The 21,884-nt window shown below is 65.8% G+C and carries 17 protein-coding genes and 1 pseudogene; 14 read left to right on the top strand and 4 right to left on the bottom strand.

What is annotated here, in order from left to right; all coding sequences use genetic code 11:
* Positions 1 to 290: 290 nt before the first annotated feature.
* A complete protein-coding gene (locus ABZ293_RS14730) occupies positions 291 to 884 on the bottom strand; it encodes a TetR/AcrR family transcriptional regulator (RefSeq protein WP_355180717.1) in 594 nt (197 codons plus the stop codon).
* Positions 885 to 985: 101 nt separating this feature from the next.
* On the opposite strand from ABZ293_RS14730, the gene ABZ293_RS14725 reads away from it, so the two are divergent.
* Positions 986 to 2,206 (top strand): alpha/beta fold hydrolase, encoded by a 1,221-nt coding sequence (locus tag ABZ293_RS14725; protein ID WP_355180716.1) that lies wholly within the window; start codon positions 986 to 988, stop codon positions 2,204 to 2,206.
* A gap of 286 nt (positions 2,207 to 2,492) precedes the next feature.
* Entirely contained in the window at positions 2,493 to 3,653 is a 1,161-nt protein-coding gene (locus ABZ293_RS14720) for a glycoside hydrolase family 19 protein (protein WP_355180715.1), read from the top strand.
* A 312-nt stretch (positions 3,654 to 3,965) separates the two neighbouring features.
* Here the strand turns inward: ABZ293_RS14720 and ABZ293_RS14715 are convergent, their stop codons facing one another.
* Both ABZ293_RS14715 and ABZ293_RS14710 read right to left on the bottom strand, forming a co-directional pair.
* Positions 3,966 to 4,583 carry a dihydrofolate reductase family protein gene (locus ABZ293_RS14715; protein WP_355180713.1) on the bottom strand — a complete coding sequence of 206 codons (618 nt, stop codon included), beginning with the start codon at positions 4,581 to 4,583 and terminating at the stop codon, positions 3,966 to 3,968.
* Between the two features lie 60 nt (positions 4,584 to 4,643).
* Positions 4,644 to 5,879 (bottom strand): annotated as a pseudogene (locus ABZ293_RS14710) (helix-turn-helix domain-containing protein); the annotation flags it as partial.
* Between the two features lie 140 nt (positions 5,880 to 6,019).
* On the opposite strand from ABZ293_RS14710, the gene pruA reads away from it, so the two are divergent.
* From pruA to ABZ293_RS14660, 10 genes are all read left to right on the top strand, one after another.
* The gene (pruA, locus tag ABZ293_RS14705) at positions 6,020 to 7,666 is read left to right on the top strand and encodes an L-glutamate gamma-semialdehyde dehydrogenase (RefSeq protein ID WP_355180711.1); all 1,647 of its coding nucleotides are present in this window, start codon (positions 6,020 to 6,022) and stop codon (positions 7,664 to 7,666) included.
* Positions 7,666 to 8,622: a proline dehydrogenase family protein gene (locus ABZ293_RS14700; protein WP_355180709.1), complete on the top strand. Its 957-nt coding sequence runs from the start codon at positions 7,666 to 7,668 to the stop codon at positions 8,620 to 8,622. The genes pruA and ABZ293_RS14700 overlap by 1 nt, the downstream gene beginning before the upstream one ends.
* Positions 8,623 to 8,787: 165 nt before the next feature.
* Positions 8,788 to 10,221, top strand: coding sequence for an amino acid permease (locus ABZ293_RS14695; RefSeq protein ID WP_355180707.1), 1,434 nt, complete (start codon positions 8,788 to 8,790; stop codon positions 10,219 to 10,221).
* A 256-nt stretch (positions 10,222 to 10,477) separates the two neighbouring features.
* Positions 10,478 to 11,278, top strand: coding sequence for an NAD(P)-dependent oxidoreductase (locus ABZ293_RS14690; protein WP_355180705.1), 801 nt, complete (start codon positions 10,478 to 10,480; stop codon positions 11,276 to 11,278).
* A 117-nt stretch (positions 11,279 to 11,395) separates the two neighbouring features.
* Positions 11,396 to 12,796 (top strand): sugar porter family MFS transporter, encoded by a 1,401-nt coding sequence (locus ABZ293_RS14685; RefSeq protein WP_355180703.1) that lies wholly within the window; start codon positions 11,396 to 11,398, stop codon positions 12,794 to 12,796.
* 2 nt (positions 12,797 to 12,798) lie between these two features.
* Positions 12,799 to 13,803 (top strand): beta-propeller fold lactonase family protein, encoded by a 1,005-nt coding sequence (locus ABZ293_RS14680; RefSeq protein ID WP_355180701.1) that lies wholly within the window; start codon positions 12,799 to 12,801, stop codon positions 13,801 to 13,803.
* A 124-nt stretch (positions 13,804 to 13,927) separates the two neighbouring features.
* Positions 13,928 to 14,839, top strand: coding sequence for a LysR family transcriptional regulator (locus tag ABZ293_RS14675; RefSeq protein WP_355180699.1), 912 nt, complete (start codon positions 13,928 to 13,930; stop codon positions 14,837 to 14,839).
* 10 nt (positions 14,840 to 14,849) lie between these two features.
* The gene (gene kdgD / locus ABZ293_RS14670) at positions 14,850 to 15,764 is read left to right on the top strand and encodes a 5-dehydro-4-deoxyglucarate dehydratase (protein WP_355180697.1); all 915 of its coding nucleotides are present in this window, start codon (positions 14,850 to 14,852) and stop codon (positions 15,762 to 15,764) included.
* Between the two features lie 137 nt (positions 15,765 to 15,901).
* Complete coding sequence (locus ABZ293_RS14665; RefSeq protein WP_355180695.1) at positions 15,902 to 17,353, top strand: aldehyde dehydrogenase (NADP(+)); 1,452 nt, start codon at positions 15,902 to 15,904, stop codon at positions 17,351 to 17,353.
* A gap of 1 nt (position 17,354) precedes the next feature.
* Positions 17,355 to 18,629, top strand: coding sequence for an enolase C-terminal domain-like protein (locus tag ABZ293_RS14660; protein WP_355180693.1), 1,275 nt, complete (start codon positions 17,355 to 17,357; stop codon positions 18,627 to 18,629).
* A gap of 124 nt (positions 18,630 to 18,753) precedes the next feature.
* On the opposite strand, the gene ABZ293_RS14655 is transcribed toward ABZ293_RS14660, so the two are convergent.
* Positions 18,754 to 19,758, bottom strand: a complete 1,005-nt coding sequence (locus tag ABZ293_RS14655) for a LacI family DNA-binding transcriptional regulator (protein WP_355180691.1) — start codon at positions 19,756 to 19,758, stop codon at positions 18,754 to 18,756.
* Between the two features lie 165 nt (positions 19,759 to 19,923).
* Here ABZ293_RS14655 and ABZ293_RS14650 point away from each other — a divergent pair, with 165 nt between their 5' ends.
* Positions 19,924 to 20,919, top strand: a complete 996-nt coding sequence (locus ABZ293_RS14650) for a substrate-binding domain-containing protein (RefSeq protein ID WP_355180689.1) — start codon at positions 19,924 to 19,926, stop codon at positions 20,917 to 20,919.
* Positions 20,916 to 21,884 (top strand): ABC transporter permease, encoded by a 969-nt coding sequence (locus tag ABZ293_RS14645; protein ID WP_355180687.1) that lies wholly within the window; start codon positions 20,916 to 20,918, stop codon positions 21,882 to 21,884. The genes ABZ293_RS14650 and ABZ293_RS14645 overlap by 4 nt, the downstream gene beginning before the upstream one ends.

Here is a 21,884-nt window from a genome sequence, read left to right as displayed (position 1 = left end):
GACGAAGTTCGGGATGTCGGCTGATAGGAGGCCGGGTGGGTAATCAGCGGTTATGTTTCCTCAGCCGGGTATAGGCGGCGCAGGCTGATTCCGGCGCGGGCGGCAGCGCGGCCCTCGCGTGTGAGGGTGACGGTGTGCATCCGTCCGAGGGTGGTGGGCCGCCAGGCACGGGCGATCAGCCCGCGGGCGGCCAGGGTGGTGCGTATTGGCGCTCACATTGGTGACCACCGGTAACGACTGCGGCGTGTGCTGCCTTCAGTAGGCGCCGGAGGTTCAGGTGCGCGCCACACTCAGCTTGTGCCAGGCGCATCGGTGTTGCGGAGCAGTCTGTCCACGAGGAGTTCGGGGTAGCCGGAGGCCGGCGGGTCGATGCCGAAGATCGCCCGCAGGTAGAGCGGTGCGATTAGCTGGTCGAGGATCTGCTCCACGGGTGGGGGGTTCTCGCCGCGGGCAACGGCCCGCTCACGGATGCGCTCGATGGCGTGGAGGCGGCGCTGGAAGTGCTGTGCGCGTTCCGCCTGTGCGTCGGCACTGCTCGGCATGGACAGGGCGACGGCTCGTACGAGGAGACGGCCTTCGGGTGTGCGGATGCTCGCCACCCCCGCCTGCGCCCAGGCGGTGAGGTCCCCGCGCAGGGTGCCGGTGTCCTTTAGTGGCCAGTCTCGTTCCAGGCGGGTGGTGACTACGTCGGCCAGGAGCGCCTCACGGCTGCCCCAGCGCCGGTAGACGCTGGTGTGGTTGACCCCGGCGTGCTGAGCGATCGCGGGGATGGTGAGCTCTGCGCCCCCGGGTGCGGACAGCAGGTCGATGACCGCCTGATGGACGGCCGAGCGGACCTGCTCAGGGCTCTTGCGGATGCGCGCGGTCGGCTGCTTCGAAGTCACCCCCTCATCGTAAGCACAGATATTTGCTTATTGATCCTCGGCTGGTCTACAGTTCTGCACAAGCACAGATCTGTGCTTACTGCCCGAGGAGAGTACGGACGATGAAGCAGCTGCTGTTCCCCAACAACCCCCAGTTCTGGTACGAGACCCTGCGCTCGATGAGCCACATCGCCTACGGCGGCGCCGACTTCGGCGAGGTGGTCTCCACCGGCGAGCGCATCGTCGAGGGCGACTACGACAGCTGGTACACCGAGTGGCTGGCCACCGCCGACCGCGTGGCCGGCGAGGCGCAGAAGGCACTGGACGCCGGCCACCCGGTCAGTGCGCGGGACGGCTTCCTGCGGGCCTCCAACTACTACCGCTCGGCCGAGTTCTTCCTCCACGGCCAACCCTGCGACCCCCGCCACGACCACGCCTACGACCGCAGCGTGGCCTGCTTCCAGTCCGCGGCGGCGCTGTTCACCCCGATCATCGAGCCGGTCCGCATCCCCTACGAGGGCACCACCCTGCCCGGCTACCTTTACCGGGCCGACACCACCAGTACCCCGCGGCCGACCCTGATCATGCACAACGGCTTCGACGGCACCGCCGAGGAGTTGCACTTCTTCGGCGCCATGGCCGGCGTCGAGCGTGGCTACACCGTGCTGGTCTTCGACGGCCCCGGAATGCCCGGACCACGCCACCATCAGGGCATGGTCTTCCGCCCGGACTGGGAGAACGTCATCACCCCCGTGATCGACTTCGCCGAGACCATCCCGGAAGTCGACAACAGCCGCATCGCACTTGTCGGTATCAGCATGGGCGGCGTCCTCGCCCCCAGGGCTGCGGCCTTCGAGCACCGCCTGGCCGCGCTGATCGCCGTCGACGGCGTCTACGACCTCGGCCAGATATCGACGCGGAACATCCCCGGCGACCGCAAGGAAGCCGAACGGATCCTGCGCGCGGAATCCGCCCCCGAACTCGATGACGCCCTCCGGCAGCTCATGTCCACTGACGCAACCGCCCGCTGGGCGATCAACCACGGCATGTACGTCATGGGCGTCGACACCCCTCGGGCCTTCAATGCCTCCTACCTCGACTACACCCTCGCCGACGGCATCGCGGAGCGGATCCAGTGCCCCACCCTGGTGTGCGACGCCGCCGAGGACGAGTTCTTCAAGGGCCAGCCCGAGCAGCTCTACGACCACCTGACCTGCCCCAAGACCCTGATGGTGTTCACCGCCGAGGAAGGCGCGGGCGCCCACTGCCACCCGGGCGCGATGCGCCTGTCCCAAGCACGCATCTACGACTGGCTCGACGACACCCTCGCCGCGACAGCTTGAAGAGGCCGCCGACCTGGCATCCCGACGGGTCCCTGCCTGCGGGTAATCCGCTGATCGTGAGCGAGTGTTGATTGCCACCCAAGACGGAGATGCTGGGGCCTGGGTTTGCCAGTTGGCGGGCGCGGCTCATGCCTGCTCTACGCCCACGAGGGACCACCGTGACCGGGCCAGCGCGGATCACCCGCGCCGAAATCAGGTACGGAACCCCCTAGAGCCCAGGTGCGCCGCCCATGACTGGGGACTCGAGGGCCGAAAGGATTGAGCGGGTTGTGTGACAATCCCGCGCATGGGCCCCCAGTACGACCCGATCGCCGATCGTCCTTGGGGGGGAGCACGATATGGACTGCTACCGCCGACAGCGCCGAAGCAGACCGTATCGCAGGTTATGGTGGATGCCCGCGCGGCGATCGACAAGCTCGCCGCGCCGCCTGGTGCTTCGAACATTGTGCAGCGCGCGGTCGAGTTCGCTCGAACCGCGTTTGGGTTGATGGTCGACCAACTCGGCAGCGGCAACCCCGCTGATTTGCCTGATCTGACGGCCCTGCTCGATGCGGCGAACCTCTACGATGTGGCCAATAAGTCCGTAGTAACCGCGCACTACAACACGAAATCGGCAAAACTGTCGGAGCTGACCGCGGGTTTGAAAGAGCGGGATACCAAGCTCTCCTGCAAAGTCGGGGATGTGGCAGGCGATAGCGCCAAGATGGCCAAGGAGATCCGGGACGAGGCGGAACTGCTGGGGTTGGTACTGCAAGCGGCTTCGATGGTTGCCTCCGCGGGATCGGGCAAGCTGACTGCGAGTGAGGAAATGTCGCTGTTGACCGATATTGTCACGAGGGTCGTGCGTCTGGAGAACGAATTCGCCGACATCATCGGAAGCAACTCGGAGCGGGCCGGGCATATGAACCCGGTGAGCTTGGACCAACTCGAGCAGATCTTCCCCGACACACCCAAGTCCACCCTGGAGAAGTACCTTCCCTTCCTCGACCAGGCGATGCGCGACTACGGGATGGACACGCCCAAGCGGGCGGCCGCATTCCTCGCACAGGTCGGAGTGGAGACCGACAATTTGAAGACCCTCGAAGAATACGGTGGCAAGGCCTATTTCGAGCAGAACTACGGGTCGCGTAAGGACCTCGGAAACGACCGGGCCGGTGACGGCGCCCGCTTCCACGGTCGAGGCGGCCTGCAGCTGACCGGCCGCACCAACTACCGGAAGGCAAGCGATGCTCTCGAGGTCGATTTCGTCGGAAACCCCGACTTGGCCAAAGACCCGAAGTACGCCTTCGCCACTGCGGGATGGTATTGGGATTCCAAGGATTTGAACGACGACGCGGATAAATCCGATATCGATGCGATCACCCATACGATCAACGGCGGTAGCAATGGAAGTGCGGAGCGCAATGAGAACTACCGCCGCGCAAGCAAAGTCCTCGATGCGGAATGAACGCAGACGATAGTGCCACGGTCTGGTCGCGGGCGGTGACCGACAGGCGCCCACGACCATGACCACATGAGAGCCCACCCACAACTCGCCATCGCCCACCGCGCCGTCGGCGACCGATCCCGGCATACGTCGAGCAGATCCTGCACGCGGTGCTCCGCGTTCCGTACACCGGCGTGCAGCAGGTCCTCGGCCGGGAACCGGCCGCATTCGAGCGCTTCGTCCGCGAGGCGATCGTGGCAGGGAGAAGGGGGCCGGCCGTAGTGAGCCTCCGCGAGACACCTCTACAGCCCAATTACGTTCGTGGATCGAGGCTTAGCTGTCCTCCTGGCCCAGGAACTGTTTCGCGTACTCGTACCCTTCGGTGCCTTCGGCCGTCGCCTTCGCGTAGACCAGATGTACGACACCGGTTTTGAAGGTGTCGGAGGAAAGCAGTTGCAGCGGAAGCGCGGAGTCGGTCTCCTCGAACAGTCGCAGACCCTTGCGCACCGCGATCGGGTGCACCAGCAAATGCAACTCGTCGAGTAAGCCGACCTCGAGCAGCTGGCGGACGACAGATACCGATCCACTCATACCGATGGGCGTCTCGCCCGGCTCGTTCTTCAGTGCCGCGACCGCCTCCACCAGATCACCCTTCAGTACCTCGGAATTGCGCCAGGTGAAGGCGAGATCCTGATGCGAGACCACGATCTTGCGCGCGTCGCCGAGCCGCTTGGCCATCTCGGCGTCCACATCGCCCGCGAGTTCCCGCTCCGGCCACGCCGCGGCGAAGCCGTCATAGGTCTTGCGCCCCAACAGCAGTGTGTCCGCCACACCGAGCTGACGGTCCACGGCCGTGGCCATCTCCTCATTGAAGTACGGGAAGTGCCAGTCCTGCGGGTTCTCGACGACGCCGTCGAGTGCGATGAACAGTCCCGCGGTGATTTTCCGCATCGGATCTCCTTGGTCGGTAACTACTGCGTCACCAGATCAGACGAACCGGAGCTCGGATAATCATCGCTCGCCGCGCACCACCGGGCCGGGTGATCGACTGCGGTGCAGTGCGAGTTGGAGTTCGAGCAGCAGTCGGTCGGCGGGGTCGGCGAGGTCCATCCCGATGATCTCTTCGACGCGGCGGATCCGGTAGCGCAGCGTATTCGGATGCACCTGCAGGGCCGTCGCGGCATTGCGCACGTCGCCGTGTTCGCGCAGATAGGTCTCGACGCTCTCGCGCAGATTCGCCGAATGCTTCCGGTCGTAGTCCAGCAGCTTGTACAGGCGCGGATCGTGCAGATGCGGCCGGTCACCGACGAGATCGAGGATTTCGCCGAGCAGCACCGCGGTGCGCGATTCGGCCAGCGTGGTCACCCGGTTTTTCTGGTAGGTCGCCGCGGTGCTGTCGAGTACCCGGTCCACCTCGGCGCGCGCACCGGCGACGTGGGCCAGATCCGGAACGGGACAGGCGATGGCGGCGCGCAATTCGAGCGCGCGCTTCGATTCGAGCTGCTCGACCAGCTGGCGGGTCCACGCGGTCACGGCTTCCGCGGATCGGTACTGCGGCAGCAGCACATAGACCCGGTCGTCGAGCACGGTGGTGACCGAATCGCCACGAAATGAGCTGGCGCGCAAGCGAAGCATATTGCCGAGCGTCGCGGGCGACGGCGCGTTCGCACCGGGCGACGGCGCGAATCCGACCACCGCGGCCGGACCGGTCAGCGGCAGGTTCAGCGCATTGGCGACGGTGGGCACATCGGCAGCGCCGCCGCCGGTACCGAACAACCGCTGGATCAGCAGTGCCTCGCCGGTCGGCGCATCCAGACTGCGCGATATGAGTCGGGCGGCGATGGCCGACGCGCCGCGCAGGATTTCCGCGGCATCCGGTTTGAACGGCCGGTCGCCCTGTTGCAGCCAGATGGAGCCGAGCATCCGCGGCGCACTCCCCTCGGCGTGCGCGCGGATGCTCACCACCAGGCGGCGCTTGATATTGAGCTCCTCGTGCGCCGGGACATCGATGACCTCGTCGGTACTGCGCAGCCGATCGAATACACCCCACTCGCGCAGCACCCGCAGATAGTCGCGCGGCCCTTCGCGGCCGAGGATCGAAAGCACTCGCATCTGGTCGGCCGTCTGATCCGATGCCGAATACGCCAGCACATGCGATTGCGGGTCCTCGATGGAGACCATCCCGCCCGCATTCTGGGCCAGCATATGCGCCAGTCCGAACAGGTCGAGGTCTGCGGCCACCAGCTCACCTTTCCTAGCCACGACCACCGCCCACTTTCATACGACTCGCCAATACGGTTATTCCATCTTTGTCCGCTTGTCCGATTCTGCGGGCAGCTTTGCCGTGTTGACTTCGGCTCACCCTCATATACCAGCAAGGAGGACTCATGGACGCCATCGTGTCCACGCCCCAGCCGGTCAACGAGCCGGTCGGCAGCTTCGCCCCGGGCAGCGCCGAACGCGCCCGTCTGCAGGCGAAGCTGACCGAACTCGCCGCCACGCCGACCGAGATCCACCATGTCATCGGCGGTGAACATCGGCGCACCTCGGGCAAGACCATCGATGTCGTGCAGCCGCACAACCACGGCGCGGTACTCGGCACCCTCACCACGGCCGAGGCCCGCGATGTCGAGGACGCGATCGCCGCCGCTACCGCCGCGGCGCCCGGCTGGCGAGCGCTCTCGTTCGAGGATCGCGCCGCGATCTTCCTGCGGGCCGCGGATCTGCTGTCCGGCCCGTGGCGCGAAACCATTGCCGCCGCGACCATGTTGGGACAGTCCAAGACGGCGTACCAGGCCGAGATCGACGCGCCGTGCGAACTGATCGACTTCTGGCGCTTCAATGTGCACTTCGCCCGGCAGATCCTGGCCGACCAACCGATTTCGACCCCGGGTGTGTGGAACCGGGTCGAATACCGCCCGCTCGAGGGCTTCATCTATGCGATCACTCCGTTCAATTTCACCGCGATCGCGGGCAATCTGCCGACCGCGCCCGCCCTGATGGGCAATACGGTGCTGTGGAAGCCGTCGCCCACCCAGGCGGTGGCGGCCTATTGGACGATGAAGCTGCTGGAGGCCGCGGGGCTGCCGCCCGGTGTCATCAATATGGTGCACGGCGCGGGACCGAAGATCTCCGATGTCGCGCTGGCCGACCGGCGGCTGGCCGGCATCCATTTCACCGGTTCCACGGGGACATTCCAGCATCTGTGGCGTGCGGTCGCGGCGAATATCGGCGACTACCACACCTATCCGCGACTGGTCGGTGAGACCGGCGGGAAGGACTTCGTGCTGGCGCACAGTTCCGCGGATCCGGATGTGCTGACCACGGCGCTGATCCGCGGTGCCTTCGACTACCAGGGCCAGAAGTGCTCGGCCGCCTCGCGCGCGTTCATCCCGAAGTCGGTGTGGAGCAAGATGGGCCGCGACCTCATCGATAAGGTCGGCACGCTGAGCTACGGCGATGTCACCGACTTCGCGCATTTCGGCGGCGCGGTCATCGATCAGCGCGCCTTCGACCGCAATGCCGATGCCATCGCCAGGGCGAAGGCCACCCCTGGCCTCACCATCGCGACCGGCGGACATACCGATGACTCCGTCGGCTACTTCGTCGACCCGACCATCCTGCTCGGCGACGACCCCACCGATGCGGCGTTCAGCACCGAATACTTCGGCCCGATCCTGGCGATCCACGTCTACGATGATGCCGTCGCCGGATCCTTCGAATCAGCGCTCGAACTGGTCGACGGCGGTTCGGCCTACGGCCTGACCGGGGCGATCATCGCCGATGACCGCACCGCCGTTGCCGCGGCGACCGAGCGGCTGCGGTTCGCCGCGGGCAACTTCTATATCAATGACAAACCCACCGGCGCGGTCGTCGGTCAGCAGCCCTTCGGCGGATCCCGCGCGTCGGGCACCAATGACAAGGCGGGCTCACCGCAGAACCTGCTGCGCTGGACCTCGGCCCGCACCATCAAGGAGACCTTCGTCCCGCCGACCGAGCACACCTATCCGCACCAGGCACCCGAGGAGAACTGATGGCAATCTCCGGTCTGCTACGCCCCGCCATGCTCGCGGCCTCGCGGTCGCCGCGGCTCGAGCGCACCGTCACGCGGATGTCGACCACCAAGAAGCTGGTGGACCGCTTCGTCGCGGGAGCAGCCGAGCCGAATGCGGTGGCGGCCGTCGAAACTCTGCTGAATTCCGGTCGCTATATCACCGTCGACTATCTCGGCGAGGACACCACCGATATCGAGCAGGCGCGCAGTACTGTGTCGCACTATCTGGCGCTGCTATCGCTGCTGCGCAGTTCGGACACCGGATCTGTCGGGCCGCTGGAGGTTTCGCTCAAGCTCTCGGCGCTCGGGCAATCCCTGCCCAAGGACGGTCACGCGATCGCCCGTGCGCACGCCCATCAGATCTGCACGGCCGCCGCCGATGCGGGCGTACAGGTGACCATCGACGCCGAGGACCACACCACCACCGATTCGACGCTGTCGATCGTGCGTGAACTGCGCGCCGACTTCCCCTCGCTCGGCACCGTGCTACAGGCCTATCTGCGGCGCACCGAGGCCGACTGCCGGGAGTTCTCCGGTCCGGGCTCGCGCATTCGCCTGTGCAAGGGCGCATATCGCGAACCCGCGTCGGTGGCCTACCAAGGCAAGGCCGAGGTCGACCAGTCCTATCTGGACTGTCTGCGGATCCTGATGAAGGGTGACGGCTATCCGATGGTCGCCACCCACGATCCGGCGCTCATCGAGGCCGCCGGCGTATTCGCCAAGGCCACCGCGCGCAAGTCCGACGATTTCGAGTTCCAGATGCTCTACGGCATCCGCGACGCCGAACAGCGCCGACTGGTCGAGGCCGAGCATCACGTCCGGGTCTACGTGCCCTACGGCGATCAGTGGTACGGCTACTTCATGCGCCGCCTCGCCGAACGCCCCGCCAATATGGCGTTCTTCCTGCGCTCGCTGCGCCCTGGCAGCCAGCGCTGACGCTCCGCTCGGCGGTCTTGTCTGTGCAGTCGGACAAGGCCGCCGAACTTTATTTATCCAATTCGCCGATCACAGCGCTTTCGTGGTCGGATTAGCTGAGTGCTGCTCAGAATGTGATCTGCGCTACTGCACCGTCGCGTATCGCAGAGGATGAAAGGAAGACCCATGTCCCTCGCGGAGTTGCGCATCCAGATGTTGCGCCGCAAACCCCTCGGGCAAGTCGAGGAGGAGACACCCGCCGACGAGCAGCTGAAGCGGTCGCTCGGCCTGTGGCAGCTCACGGCGATCGGCGTCGGCGGCATCATCGGCGCGGGCATCTTCGCCCTCGCCGGTTCGGTTGCGCACTCCGTCACGGGTCCCTCGGTACTCATCTCATTCCTGATCGCCGGTGTCGCCAGCGCCTGCGCGGCGCTGTGCTACGCCGAATTCGCCGGGATGGTCCCGAAGGCCGGATCCGCCTACACCTACGGCTATGTCTCGCTCGGCGAGATCGCGGGCTGGTTCATCGGCTGGGATCTGCTGCTCGAATACGTCGCGGTGGCGGCGGTCGTCGCGATCGGTGTCTCCGGATACTTCAAATTCCTGCTCGGACAGATCGACGTCACACTGCCCGACTGGATGATGGGTGCGCACGGCACCGGTAACGGCCATGTCATCGACGTATTCGCGGTGCTGTTCTGTCTGGGCACCGCCTGGCTGCTATCGCGCGGTATCAAGAGCGTCGGCCGCTTCGAAACCGTCGCGGTGGGCATCAAGGTCGCACTGGTCGTGCTGATCATCGTGCTCGGCGTCTTCCATATCGACAGCTCCAACTACACCCCGTACTTCCCCTTCGGCACTGGCGCGGTCTGGACCGGTGCGGCCACCGTCTTCTTCGCCGTCTTCGGCTATGACGCAATGAGCACCGCCGCCGAGGAATCGACCGACGGCAAGAAGCATCTGCCCAAGGCGATCATCTACTCGCTGGCCATCGCGATGGTGCTGTACGTGCTGGCCACGCTGGTACTGACCGGTATGCAGAAGTACACCGAGATCAGCCCGACGAGCGGCTTCTCCACCGCCTTCGAATCGGTCGGCATGCCCGGCGTCGCGAATATCATCGCGATCGGCGCCATTGTCGGCATCGTCACCGTTGTGCTCACCTTCATGCTCGGCGTAACCCGCGTCTGGTTCGCCATGAGCCGCGATGGACTGCTGCCCGAGTGGTTCGCCAAGACCCATCCGGTCCGCAAGGTGCCGACCCGAGTGACCTGGATCGTCGGCATCGGATCCGCGGCGATGGCCGGTCTGCTCGATATCACCGTGGTTGCCGAGCTGACCAATATCGGCATTCTGATGGCCTTCATCGTGGTCTCGGTCGCGGTGATGGTGCTGCGCCGCACCCGGCCCGACGAACCGCGCACGTTCAAACTGCCGCTGATGCCGGTGGTGCCGCTGATCGGCATCGGCTTCTCGGTCTATCTGATCTGGTCGCTGCCGTGGGAGACCTGGCTGCGGTTCGTGGTGTGGCTGGTGATCGGACTCGCGGTGTACTTCGGATACTCGCGGATGAACTCCAAGCTGGAGCGCGGCGCGACGGACGTCGAGCTGGCGAAGTAAGCGCGAATCGGATTGGGCGAGTGGACAATTGGCCACTCGCCCAATTCGCGTTTATGCGGCCCACAACCGATGCCCTGAAAGCATCGGTCGATACAGAAACGGTGTTGGACAGGCATCATTTCTGCGCCATAACCTTCTGACACGTTCGAGCGGCGAGTGACCCATCCCACACTCCGCTCGCACCACAGGAGGACACCATGTGCGAAAACCACGGCTCTGCGGATATTTTCGCTTACGCGAGCGAGACCGATGCCGCATGAATGATCACCGAATTCTGATAACCGGCGCGGCCGGCGGCATCGGCACGCTGATGCGCCCGCGCCTGCGACGCCCCGATCGCGTACTGCGGCTACTGGATCTGACCGAACTCCCCGCGCCGACATCCGGCGAACGGGTCGAGATCGTCACCGGATCACTCACCGATCCCGCCACCATGGCCGCGGCGTGCCGGGAGGTGGACGCGATCATCCATCTGGGCGGGATCAGCCGAGAAGACAGCTGGGACAACGTACTGGCCGCCAATATCGACGGCACGCACACCGTACTGGAGGCGGCGCGGCAGGCCGGGGTGCCGCGGGTCGTCCTCGCGTCGAGCAATCATGCCGTCGGCTTCCACGCCGTCGGCGCCGATCCCATCCCCGGTGACGCCGCGCCCCGGCCCGATACCTATTACGGCGTCAGCAAGGTGGCGGTGGAGGCGCTGGGCAGTCTCTATCACTCCCGCTTCGGCATGGACGTGATCTGCATTCGGATCGGTTCGTGTTTCGAACGCCCGCATGATGCCCGCGGACTGTCGATGTGGTTGTCCCCCAACGACTGTGCGCGACTGTTCGAGGCCTGCCTGGCCGCCGAACGGCCCGGGTACCGGGTGATCTGGGGCGTATCCGCCAATACCCGCGCGGTCGTCTCCCTGCGCGAGGCCGAGGAGCTCGGTTACCGCAGCGAAGACGATGCCGAACAGTTCGCCGCCGACATTTCCGCCGTCCCCGATCCGGGTCCTTGGCTGATCGGCGGACCTTTCGTGGAAACTCCGCTGGGAAAACCGAATCCGCTTTGAATGCCGCGAAGAACGCATCATGCGATACCCAGACGGAATCGCACTTCTGACGAATTTCGCATCAGCGGCATGTGACGCTGATGGCACTTTGCTCCACCGCGAAAGAAGCGCAGCACAATGCAATTCAAGTCAACGACGACCGGACCGAAATCGACGCTCGCGTCCAATGTCAAATTTCTCTATTTCTTCGGCGCCCTCGGCGGCATCCTGTTCGGTTACGACCTCGGTGTCATCTCCGGGGTGTTGCTGTTCATCAAAAAGTCCTGGCATCTGTCCTCGGTGACACAGGGCGTGATCGGCGGCTGCTTGGCCGCCGGTGCGGTGATCGGCGCGGCCATTGCCGGACGGATCACCGATCGGCTCGGGCGGCGGCGCACCATTATGATCGCGGCCGCGGTCTTCGCGGTCGGCGCGCTGGGCTGTGCGCTGGCGCCCAATGTCGCCGTGCTGGTAGTTGCCAGATTCATTACCGGCATCGCGGTGGGATGTTCGTCGGCGACCGTGCCGACATATCTGTCCGAACTCGCCCCGACCAGGGCGCGCGGCGCATTGTCGACATTGAACCAGCTGATGATCGTCTCCGGCATCCTGATCGCCTACATCGTGGACTGGGCGCTGTCCGGATCCGGCAACTGGCGGATGATGTTCGCGGTCGCCACGATTCCGGCAGTGGCGCTGCTGGCAGGCATGTCGGTCTTGCCGGAGACGCCGCGCTGGCTGGTGCACGCCGGGCGGGAGATGGAGGCGCGTGCCGTACTGGCCGGCACGCACCGCGCCGACGAGATCGAATCCGAGATGAGCAGTATCCGCTCGGTCATCCAATTGGATGAGCAGCAGAAGGGGCGGCTGCGCGATCTGCTGGCGCCATGGGCACGACCGGCCCTGGTAGTGGCACTTATTCTCGCTGTCGGACAACAGTTCTCGGGTGTCAATGCTGTGAATGTCTACGCACCGACCATGTTCAAGGATCTCGGCTTCGGAAATTCGACTTCCCTGCTGGCTTCGATTGTGCTCGGCGCGATCAAGGTGGCATTCACGGCCTGGGTGATCTTCGTTGTCGACCGCTGGGGCCGAAAGCCATTGCTATTGCTCGGCAATGTTTGTATGGCCTCGTCATTGTTCCTGCTCGGCGCCATCGTGCTCGGCGTGCACAACCACACCATTACCGGCATCACGACACTGATCCTGCTCAATGTCTACCTCGCGGGCTACGAATTGGGTTGGGGCGCGGTGGTATGGGTGATGATGGCGGAAATCTTCCCGCTGCGGGTGCGCGGGGTCGGCATGGGTGTCGGCAGTGTGGTGCTGTGGAGTTCGACCTTCGCCATCACCTTCCTGTTCCCGGTGATGAACGACCATCTTGGACTCGGCTATTCGGCCTGGATCTTCGCCGGGGTCAGCGTGGTGATGTTCATGCTGGTGCAGCGATTCGTGCCGGAGACCAATGGACGCAGCCTGGAACAGATCGAATTGGAGCTGCGGGCGCGAGTCAGCGGCAAGTCCGCCGAGACGGCGTGAATATGGCCTACGCCGTTTATGTTTCGAATGCCGAAAGTCGCGAGATCTCCGTACTGCGACTCGACGACGACGGTGCGCTGACACCCGTCGAGTCGCAGCCGGTGCACGGCGCGGTGATGCCCTTGGCGATGAGCCCGGACCACCGGTACCTCTACGCATCGCTGCGCTCGGCCCCGTTCGCGGTGGCGGTATTCGCCACAGATCCGGCAACGGGGCGGCTGACGCCGCTGTCGACCGCCCCGCTGCCCGACAATATGGCCTATCTTTCGACGGACCGAGGCGGGCGGTTTCTGCTCAGCGCCTCGTATTCGGGCAATAAGATCGCCATCAATCCGATCACATCCGACGGCGGTGTCGCACCGCCCATAGAGGTGAAATCAACACCACCGCACGCTCATTCGATTGTGACCGATCCGTCCGGCCGATACCTGTTCGCGGCGGCGCTCGGCGGCGATGTGATCCTGCAGTACCGCTTCGACGCCGACTCCGGACGGCTCACACCGAATCAGCCGCCACTCGTCGAGACGGCCCCCGGAGCCGGTCCGCGACATCTGGTATTCCATCCCGACGGATCGACCGCCTACGGCAGCAACGAGCTGGACGGCACGGTGAACACCTACCGATTCGAATCCGCCACGGGCACACTCACACTCGTCGCCTCGGCCACGGTGCTGCCGTCCACGGCTGGCCCACCGTGGACATCGGAACTGCGGCTCACCCCGGACGGCCGCTATCTCTATGTGGCCGAACGGACTTCGAGCACGCTCGCCGGATTCCGTATCGCCCCGGCAACCGGACTGCTCGACCCGCTCGGACACACACCCACCGAGGCCCGACCACGCGGATTCGCCATCGATCCGAGTGGGCGTTTTCTGGTGGCCGCCGGTCAGCAGTCCCATGCCGTCACCAGCTACGCCATCGATCCCGAGACCGGCTCGCTCACCCCACGGCATCGGCTCGGCGTCGGCCGCGACCCCAACTGGGTCGAAATCGTCGACCTCCAATGAATACCTTTCGGGTATCGGTTGATGCTGAATTGGCGTTGGACGAGTATCACTGGCGGGCCATAACCTGCGGATACGGCAATCTGCGGGCGAGGCGGAGTGCGCGCCGCAACGCAGGAGGAGAACGATGTCGATACTGTCGCTGGAGCAGGTCCGCGGCTTCGTCACGGTGGCCGAGGAGGGCAATTTCCGCCGGGCGGCCGAGCGCCTGCGGATGACGCAGCCGCCGCTGAGCCGCCAGATCCAGAAATTGGAACGCGATATCGGTGTCGAACTCTTCGATCGCACCCAGCGGCAGGTCCAGCTGACCCCGGCCGGGGAGGTCTTCCTGACCGAGGCGCGCCGTCTGCTGGCCCTGGCCAGCGCCGCGCCCGGCACCGCCCGCCTCGTCGCCGCGGGCGGGGCCGGCACGGTGCGCATCGGTTTCACAGCGGCCTCGGGCTTCGGCTTCCTCGGACCCTTCCTTAATCAAATCGAGGCGAGCCTCAACCACATCGAGGCCGGGCTGGACCGCGTCGAGGTGGTTTTGCGCGAGATGGTGAGTTCGGATCAATTCGAGAACCTGCGCAGCGGCAGCCTCGATCTCGCACTCGCCCGTCCACCCTTCGACCGCACCGAATTCGATTCGCGGCTGGTGCATTCCGAAGGGTTGATGCTGGCCGTGCCGCAACAGCACAAGCTCGCCGCGGACGGTCCGATCGCGATCGACGAACTGGGCGGCGAGACGCTGCTGGTGTACGCACCCGGTCCGGCCCGCTATTTCGCCGATCTGGTCTCCGGCATCCTCGCCGCCGTGCCCTACACCGCCACCCATGAATTGACCCAGGTGCACACCATGCTCGCGCTGGTGGCCGCCGGACGCGGCCTGGCCCTGGTCCCCGAAACGTCCACCCACCTGCATCCCGACGGCGTGCGGTTCCGGCCGCTGGACGGCGTCGAGGAAGCCGTTGTCCTGCACGCGGTCTGGCGACGCGACTGCGCCAATCCGGCACTGCACCGAGTGATCGAACTGCTCGACTCGCTGCCGCCGGCTCACTGAGAGGAACCATATGTCACATCTGTCCGCCGACGAGTTGGGTCCCGCGCTGGGCCGCGGGCTATTGTCCTTCCCCGTCACGCATTTCGACGCCGACCTGGCCTTCGACGAGGCCGCCTACCGCAAACACATTGCCTGGCTGGCCCAGTACGAGGTGGCAGGTCTATTCGCGGCGGGCGGTACGGGTGAGGGCTTCTCCCTGACACCACCCGAGATCGATCAGGTGGTACGGGCCGCGGTCGCCGAGACCGGCGGTCGGATCCCGGTGGTCGCACCGGCCACCGCGGGCACCGCGGCGGCAATCGAGCAGGCCCGCTCGGCCGAAGCCGCCGGGGCCGAGGGCATCCTGCTGATGCCGCCGTATCTGACCGAGGCGGGGCCGGACGGGCTGGTCGAACATGTCGCCGCCGTCTGCGCGGCCACGTCACTGGGCGTCATTTTCTACAGTCGCGCCAATGCCACCTGCAATGACGTGACCTTGGCGCGGATGGCCGAGCGCTGCCCGAATCTGGTGGGGTTCAAGGACGGTGTCGGCAATATCGAGACGATGACCCGGATCTACGCCCGGCTCGGCGACCGGCTCACCTATATCGGCGGGCTGCCGACAGCGGAGACCTTCGCCCTGCCCTACACCGAAATGGGTGTCACCACTTACTCTTCCGCGATCTTCAACTTTGTGCCGCAGTTCGCACTCGACTTCTATCGGGCGGTGCGGGCCCGCGACCGGGACGAGGTCTACCGGCGGCTGCGCGAATTCGTCATCCCCTACCTGGGTATCCGCGATCGTGTGCCCGGGTATGCGGTGTCGATCGTCAAGGCCGGACTGACGGCCATCGGACGCCCGCCCGGACCGGTCCGGCCACCGCTGACCGACCTCACCGAGCCCGAACTCGCCGAACTGACCGCACTGGTGGCCACGATCGCATGAACGGCGCGGCCACCCTCGACCGGATCACCGAGGCCACCGTTTCGACCCCGGTCTCGGCGTGACCATCAGCGATCGAATGCGCGCCCAGACCGCCGAACACACGGTGCGGGCGTAACCCACTACCTTCAGGAGCCTTTGTGGATACCACCCCTGACGAACTACAGCCGATCATCGCCGCAGCGGCGCAGGCCGCGGGTCGTCTCGCCGACACCACACCCACCGAGCGGGCGGCGTGGCTCACCCGGATCGCGGATGCCCTGGATGCCGCGGCCGACGAACTCGTCCCACTCGCCGCAGTGGAAACACATCTGCCCGAAACACCGCGCCTGCGTGGCGAATTAACCCGCACCACCTTTCAGTTGCGCCTTTTCGCCGAGGTGCTGGCCGATGGCGAATTCCTCGCCGCCACCGTGGATCACGCCGATCCGAGCTGGCCGATGGGACCGCGACCCGATATTCGACGCAGCCTGGTCCCGATCGGACCGACGCTCGTCTTCGCCGCGAGCAATTTCCCGTTCGCATTCAGCGTCGCGGGCGGTGACACCGCCTCGGCCCTGGCCGCGGGATGTCCCGTGGTCCTGAAGGCACATCCTGGCCACCCACGGCTGTCCGAGCGGACCGGCGAGATCGTGCGCGGGGCATTGCGCGCGGCCGGTGCCCCAGCGGGCGCCTTCGCCGTCATCCACGGCGTCGAGGCGGGCATCACGGCACTGCGCCACCCGGATATCGCCGCCGCGTCGTTCACTGGTTCACTGGCGGGTGGCCGGGCGCTGTTCGATATCGCATCGTCACGGCCGCGCCCGATCCCGTTCTACGGTGAACTCGGCAGCGTCAATCCGGTGGTGGTCATGCCCGGTGCGGTCCGCGCGCGCGGACCGCGGATCGTCGAGGGTTTCGTCGGATCGTTCACCCTCGGCGCTGGACAGTTCTGCACCAAACCCGGTGTGCTGCTACTGCCTTCGGGCCATGGGCTTACCGACACGCTGGCCGCCGCGGTCGCCACGGTGCCGGGACAGCGTTTGCTCAACGAGCACATCGCCGATGGCTTTCGATCGCGCGTGACGACCCTGCGCGAATCCCCCTCCGTCGCCGCTATTTCGGCACCCGCCATCGATGACGATCTGCTCGCACCCACCTTGCTGAGCGTATCCGCCACCGACTTCCTGGCCGCGGGAGATGCCGTGCAGGCAGAATGCTTCGGCCCCGCGGCATTGGTTGTCGAATACGCGAATCCCATTGAGCTGGAACAAGTTCTGCGCCAGCTCGAACCGGGCCTGACCGCGACCATTGTCGCGGAGGACACCGAAGTCGATGACGTGCGCCAACTGCTGCCCGCCCTCATCGGGCTCGCCGGTCGACTGCTGTGGAACGACTGGCCCACCGGTGTCACGGTGAGCTGGGCCCAGCAGCACGGCGGCCCGTACCCCGCGACGACCGCGCCGACCACAACATCGGTGGGAACCGCCGCCATCGCCCGCTTCCTGCGGCCGATCGCCTGGCAGGGCTTCCCAGATGAACTCCTCCCACCCGCCCTGCGCGAAGCCAATCCGTGGCGGCTGCCGCGTCGCGTCGACGGAAAGCGAGACTGAGATGACACCCGTCATCACCGATGTCCGATTGACCCCGATCCTGATCTCTGATCCCCCGCTGTTGAATCTGTCCGGTGTCCATCAGCCTTATACGCCACGGCTGATCGTCGAGGTCGTCACCGACAGTGGCGTGGTCGGCCTCGGCGAAACCTACGGTGACACCGTCTATCTGGAGCGCGCGGCCGAGTTGGCACGCGAACTGATCGGTATGCCGGTCGGCGCACTCACGGCGATCACCGGGCTCGGACAGGGTACGAGCACCCTCCTGGATTCCGCGCCCGCGGCCAGTGGCCTGCGCGGCGCGCTGACCACGGACAAGGTGCGGCTCAGCGTGGTGTCCGCCTTCGAGGTCGCCGCACTGGACGCGCTGGGACGCCACTTGGCGGTGCCGGTACATGTCCTGCTCGGGGGCAAGGTGCGTGACCGTGTCGAGTATTCGGGCTACCTGTTCTACAAGTGGGCAGAGCATCCCTTGGCGCCGGAGGCCACGGATGAGTGGGGTGCGGCACTGGATCCAGCGGGCCTGGTCGCTCAGGCACGAAAGTTCTTCGCCCACGGCGGTTTCCGCTCATTCAAGCTCAAAGGCGGGGTCATGCCGCCGGATGCGGAGATTGCCGCGATCCGAGCGCTGGCCGCCGAATTCCCCGACTCGCCTTTGCGTTTGGATCCGAACGGCGGCTGGTCGCTGAAGACGGCGCTACAGGTCGCGGAGGAACTGACCGGTGTCGTGGAATACCTCGAGGATCCGACCGCCACCGTCGACGATATGGCCGAAGTGCATCGCCGCACCGGAATTTCATTGGCCACGAATATGATCGTGACCGCATTCGATGAGGTGAAACCGGCATTCGACCGCGACGCGGTACAGATCGTGCTGTCCGACCACCACTTCTGGGGCGGTCTGCTGGCGACCCGCGATCTGGCCGCAGTGTGTCGAGCATACAAAAAGGGCATCTCGATGCATTCCAACAGCCATCTCGGCATCAGCCTCGCCGCCATGACCCAGGTGGCGGCCACCGTCACCGACCTCGACTACGCCTGCGATACCCACTACCCATGGCAATCAGAGGATGTGATCGTCGACCCGATCGTCATCAGCGATGGCGCGATCGCCATCTCCGACGCACCCGGGCTCGGCGTCGACCTCGATCCGGACGCGCTCGCGCGCCTGCACGACCGCTGGAACGCCATGCCGCAGTGGCACAACCGCGATGACATCGCCGCCATGCGCCTGGTCGACCCGACCTATCGGACGCCGAGCTCACCCAAATACTGACCCGGGCAGCGATGCGCCGATCTCGGCCGAACTACCGAAGAGATGACCGGAGAGGCGACCGACCGGACAACTTGGAAGACCGGCATTCTCTTGCTGCACAACGCATCTTGGTGAGCAGGAACTTTCAGAACTCGTCCGGACAACCGCATGAGCCCCTGGTGTGCAGCACCGCCTCCAGATTCACCACCCCCGGCCGGACGGTGTGGTCCTCGATCTGTTGGAGCAGCAGGTCGACCGCGGTCTCACCCATGCGCCGGGTGGGCTGCACCATGGTGGTCAGGCCGGGTCGGGTGTAGCGGGAGTATTCGATGCCGTCGAAGGCGACCACCGCGAGGTCGTCGGGTACCCGCAGTCCGGCGTCATAGGCCGCGCGCAGCATACCCATCGCCTGTAGGTCGCTGGTCACGAATACCGCGGTGGGGCGGCGCGGGTCGGCCATGAGTTCGGCCAGTGCGCGGTAGCCGGCGGCACCGCCGAAATCCGTTCGCACAATGCGTCCTTCGGCCAGTCCGGCGGCCGCCAGCGCATTGCGGTAGCCCTGTACGCGGTCCTCGGCGGTGGACACATGCGGGCCGCTGAGGCAGGCGATACCGCGGTGCCCATGCCCGATGAGATGCGCCACGGCCTGCTCTGCGCCCGCGACCGAATCGCACATCACATGCGCGCAACGCACCGGATCGATGACGCGGTCCAGCGCGACGAGCACCATTCCTGCCTCCTCGCAGGCGTCGGCGACGCCGGTCTCCCAGGATGACGAAATCGCAAGCAGCCCTTCGACTCTGCGATCGATAAAGGTGCGCACGTAGGCGCGTTCGCGTTCCTGGTCCCCGGCGGCATTGCCGACGAACAGCGGATACCCCCGCGCGAAGGCGGCCGCCTCGATGACCGCGGACAGTTCGGCGAAGAACGGGTTGGCCCCGTCGGGGATCACCATGCCGAGCGCGTGCCCGCGGTTCATGCGCAGACTGCGCGCCGACATATTGGGCCGGTAGCCGAGTTCGGCGATGGCGGCCTCGATGCGGGCCCTCGTCGCGGGCGCGACCTGCCGCGGCCCCCCATTGAGCACATAGCTCACCAGCGCCGGCGACGTACCGGCGAGCCGCGCCACGTCGGCTCGTGTGACTGCCATCCGAAACCTCTCCTCGCTCCGACCGTCCATCCAAGCACTCCACACCACCACTTGACAGCCGGTGACTCGGGTCACACACTACTCATCAACTCGCGTAAATCAACACGAGTTGATACCTGAGACGGATAGGTCGAACTCACGATGAATGCTCGATTCAGGCGTGCAATGGCGCCGCTTGTCCTCATCGGCGCGCTCGCCGCCGCTGCCTGCGGTCGCGGTGGGCAGGACGCAGGTGACGGCGATTTCAAGATCGCGATCGTCACCAGGAACTTCACCAACCCCTACTGGGCGGCGCTGCGCGACGGCGCACTCGCGGAGGGGCAGCGGCTCGGGGTGAAGGTCACGGTGCAGGCCGGGCAGTCCGAGACGGACGCCGACGGTGAGAACGCCCAGATCTCCACCCTGGCCGCGCGTGGCTATGACTGCTTCGGGGTGGTACCGGTCAACGCCACGAATGTGATCACGCCGCTGACGCCGGTGGCGCGCAAGAATATTCCGATCCTCAACTTGGACACCCAGATCGACGCGAAGGCCTCCGAGCAGGCCGGGGTGTCCTATGCGAGCTTCATCGGTTCGGACAATCTCGACGCGGGCCGGATTGCCGGACAGAAGATGCTCGACGCACTCGGCGGCACCGGAAAGGTCGCCATCCTGCAGGGCATCGCTGGCGAGCAGAACGGCATCAATCGCGATAAGGGCTTCACCGACGCCGTCGCCGGCAAGCTGGACATCGTCCAGAAGGCGCCCGCCGACTACGAACAGGACAAGGGCCTGCAGGTCACCGAGGCGATCCTGAAGGCGCATCCGGAGATCACCGGCATCTTCGCCGCCAACGACACCATGGGCCTCGGCGCGGCACAGGCGATCAAGAACGCGGGCAAGACCGGCCAGATCAAGGTGATCTCCGTCGACGGCATCCAGGCCGCGCTCGACGCCGTCAAGGCGGGCACCCTGACCGGCACGGTGACCCAATACCCGTATGCGGAAGGACAACTCGCGGTGCAGAGCTGCCTGGCCAAGCACCAGGGCAAGGCGCTGCCCGAGCGCGTGGTCTCCCCCATCGCCTTCATCGGCAAGGACAATGTCGATCAGCAGATCTCCGCGTTCCCGCGTCCGATCGTCGCATTCGACAACCCAGTGGAAGGACTGCTGAAGAAGTGACAGCCCAGGCACCCGCCGAGCTCCGTGCGCGTGAGGGGCGCCCGGAAATCCTCGCCAAGGTCGCCGAATTCGCGGCGCCGCTGGCCCTGGTGGTGCTGTGGGTGGCGTTCTTCATCGCCACCCCGGACTTCCTGACGGCGGACAATATCGGCGATCTGCTGGTCGCCTCGACGATCCTGACGGTGCTGGCGCTCGGCCAGCAGTTCGCGATCACAGTGGGCGGCATCGATCTGTCGGTCGGCGCCAATCTCCCCTGGGCGGCAGCCGTTCTCGGCTACCTCGCCAGCCACGGCTATCCGATGGCGGTCGCCATCGCGGCGGCGATCCTCAGCGGGCTGGCGGTCGGCGTCGTCAACGGTGTGCTCATCGGCCGACTGCATATGACCGACTTCGTCGTCACGCTCGGCATGCTGAGCGTGCTCAATGGCATCACGCTGCTGCTGACGCACGGCAATACCGAGGCCGTGAGTTCCCGGTTCCTGCAACGGCTCGCACTCGACGGCATCGGACCGGTGCGCTGGTTCTGGCTGCTGGCACTGGTGGCGGCGCTGGTGGTGGCCGGGATCATCTTCCGGACCCGAATCGGTACCCACCTGCTCGCCACCGGCGGGCGACTCGAGGCCGCGCGCGACACCGGTATCTCGGTGAACCGGATCCGGCTGTTCGCCTATGCCATGTCCGGATTGCTGTGCGGCATAGCCGGTGTCATGCTGGTCGCCCGCAATGGCGGCGCGGATCCGTCACTGCAGACCACCTATCTGCTGAGCTCGATCGCCGCGGTGGTGCTCGGCGGTTCGTCGCTGTCGGGCGGCAAGGCGTCGGTGCTCGGCACCGTCTGCGGTGCGGTGCTGTTCACCTCGCTGATCAACGGGTTCACCATTCTCGGCATCTCGCAGTACTACCAGCCGGTCGCCGTCGGCGCGGTGCTGCTGCTGGCCGCCGGCATCGCCCGCTTCCGAAAGTAG

Origin of the sequence: Nocardia sp. NPDC005998 (genome assembly GCF_040614395.1) — a bacterium.
Classification (GTDB): Bacteria; Actinomycetota; Actinomycetes; order Mycobacteriales; family Mycobacteriaceae; genus Nocardia.
This window is presented reverse-complemented; position numbering and strand designations above follow the sequence as displayed.

Bases quoted from the DNA above. Each gene is read 5' to 3' on its own strand.
- ABZ293_RS14725 (WP_355180716.1), top strand. From the start codon at position 986: ATGAAGCAGCTGCTGTTCCCCAACAACCCCCAGTTCTGGTACGAGACC.
- ABZ293_RS14720 (WP_355180715.1), top strand. From the start codon at position 2,493: ATGGGCCCCCAGTACGACCCGATCGCCGATCGTCCTTGGGGGGGAGCA.
- ABZ293_RS14715 (WP_355180713.1), bottom strand. From the start codon at position 4,583: ATGCGGAAAATCACCGCGGGACTGTTCATCGCACTCGACGGCGTCGTC.
- pruA (WP_355180711.1), top strand. From the start codon at position 6,020: ATGGACGCCATCGTGTCCACGCCCCAGCCGGTCAACGAGCCGGTCGGC.
- ABZ293_RS14700 (WP_355180709.1), top strand. From the start codon at position 7,666: ATGGCAATCTCCGGTCTGCTACGCCCCGCCATGCTCGCGGCCTCGCGG.
- ABZ293_RS14695 (WP_355180707.1), top strand. From the start codon at position 8,788: ATGTCCCTCGCGGAGTTGCGCATCCAGATGTTGCGCCGCAAACCCCTC.
- ABZ293_RS14690 (WP_355180705.1), top strand. From the start codon at position 10,478: ATGAATGATCACCGAATTCTGATAACCGGCGCGGCCGGCGGCATCGGC.
- ABZ293_RS14685 (WP_355180703.1), top strand. From the start codon at position 11,396: ATGCAATTCAAGTCAACGACGACCGGACCGAAATCGACGCTCGCGTCC.
- ABZ293_RS14680 (WP_355180701.1), top strand. From the start codon at position 12,799: ATGGCCTACGCCGTTTATGTTTCGAATGCCGAAAGTCGCGAGATCTCC.
- ABZ293_RS14675 (WP_355180699.1), top strand. From the start codon at position 13,928: ATGTCGATACTGTCGCTGGAGCAGGTCCGCGGCTTCGTCACGGTGGCC.
- kdgD (WP_355180697.1), top strand. From the start codon at position 14,850: ATGTCACATCTGTCCGCCGACGAGTTGGGTCCCGCGCTGGGCCGCGGG.
- ABZ293_RS14660 (WP_355180693.1), top strand. From the start codon at position 17,355: ATGACACCCGTCATCACCGATGTCCGATTGACCCCGATCCTGATCTCT.
- ABZ293_RS14655 (WP_355180691.1), bottom strand. From the start codon at position 19,758: ATGGCAGTCACACGAGCCGACGTGGCGCGGCTCGCCGGTACGTCGCCG.
- ABZ293_RS14650 (WP_355180689.1), top strand. From the start codon at position 19,924: ATGGCGCCGCTTGTCCTCATCGGCGCGCTCGCCGCCGCTGCCTGCGGT.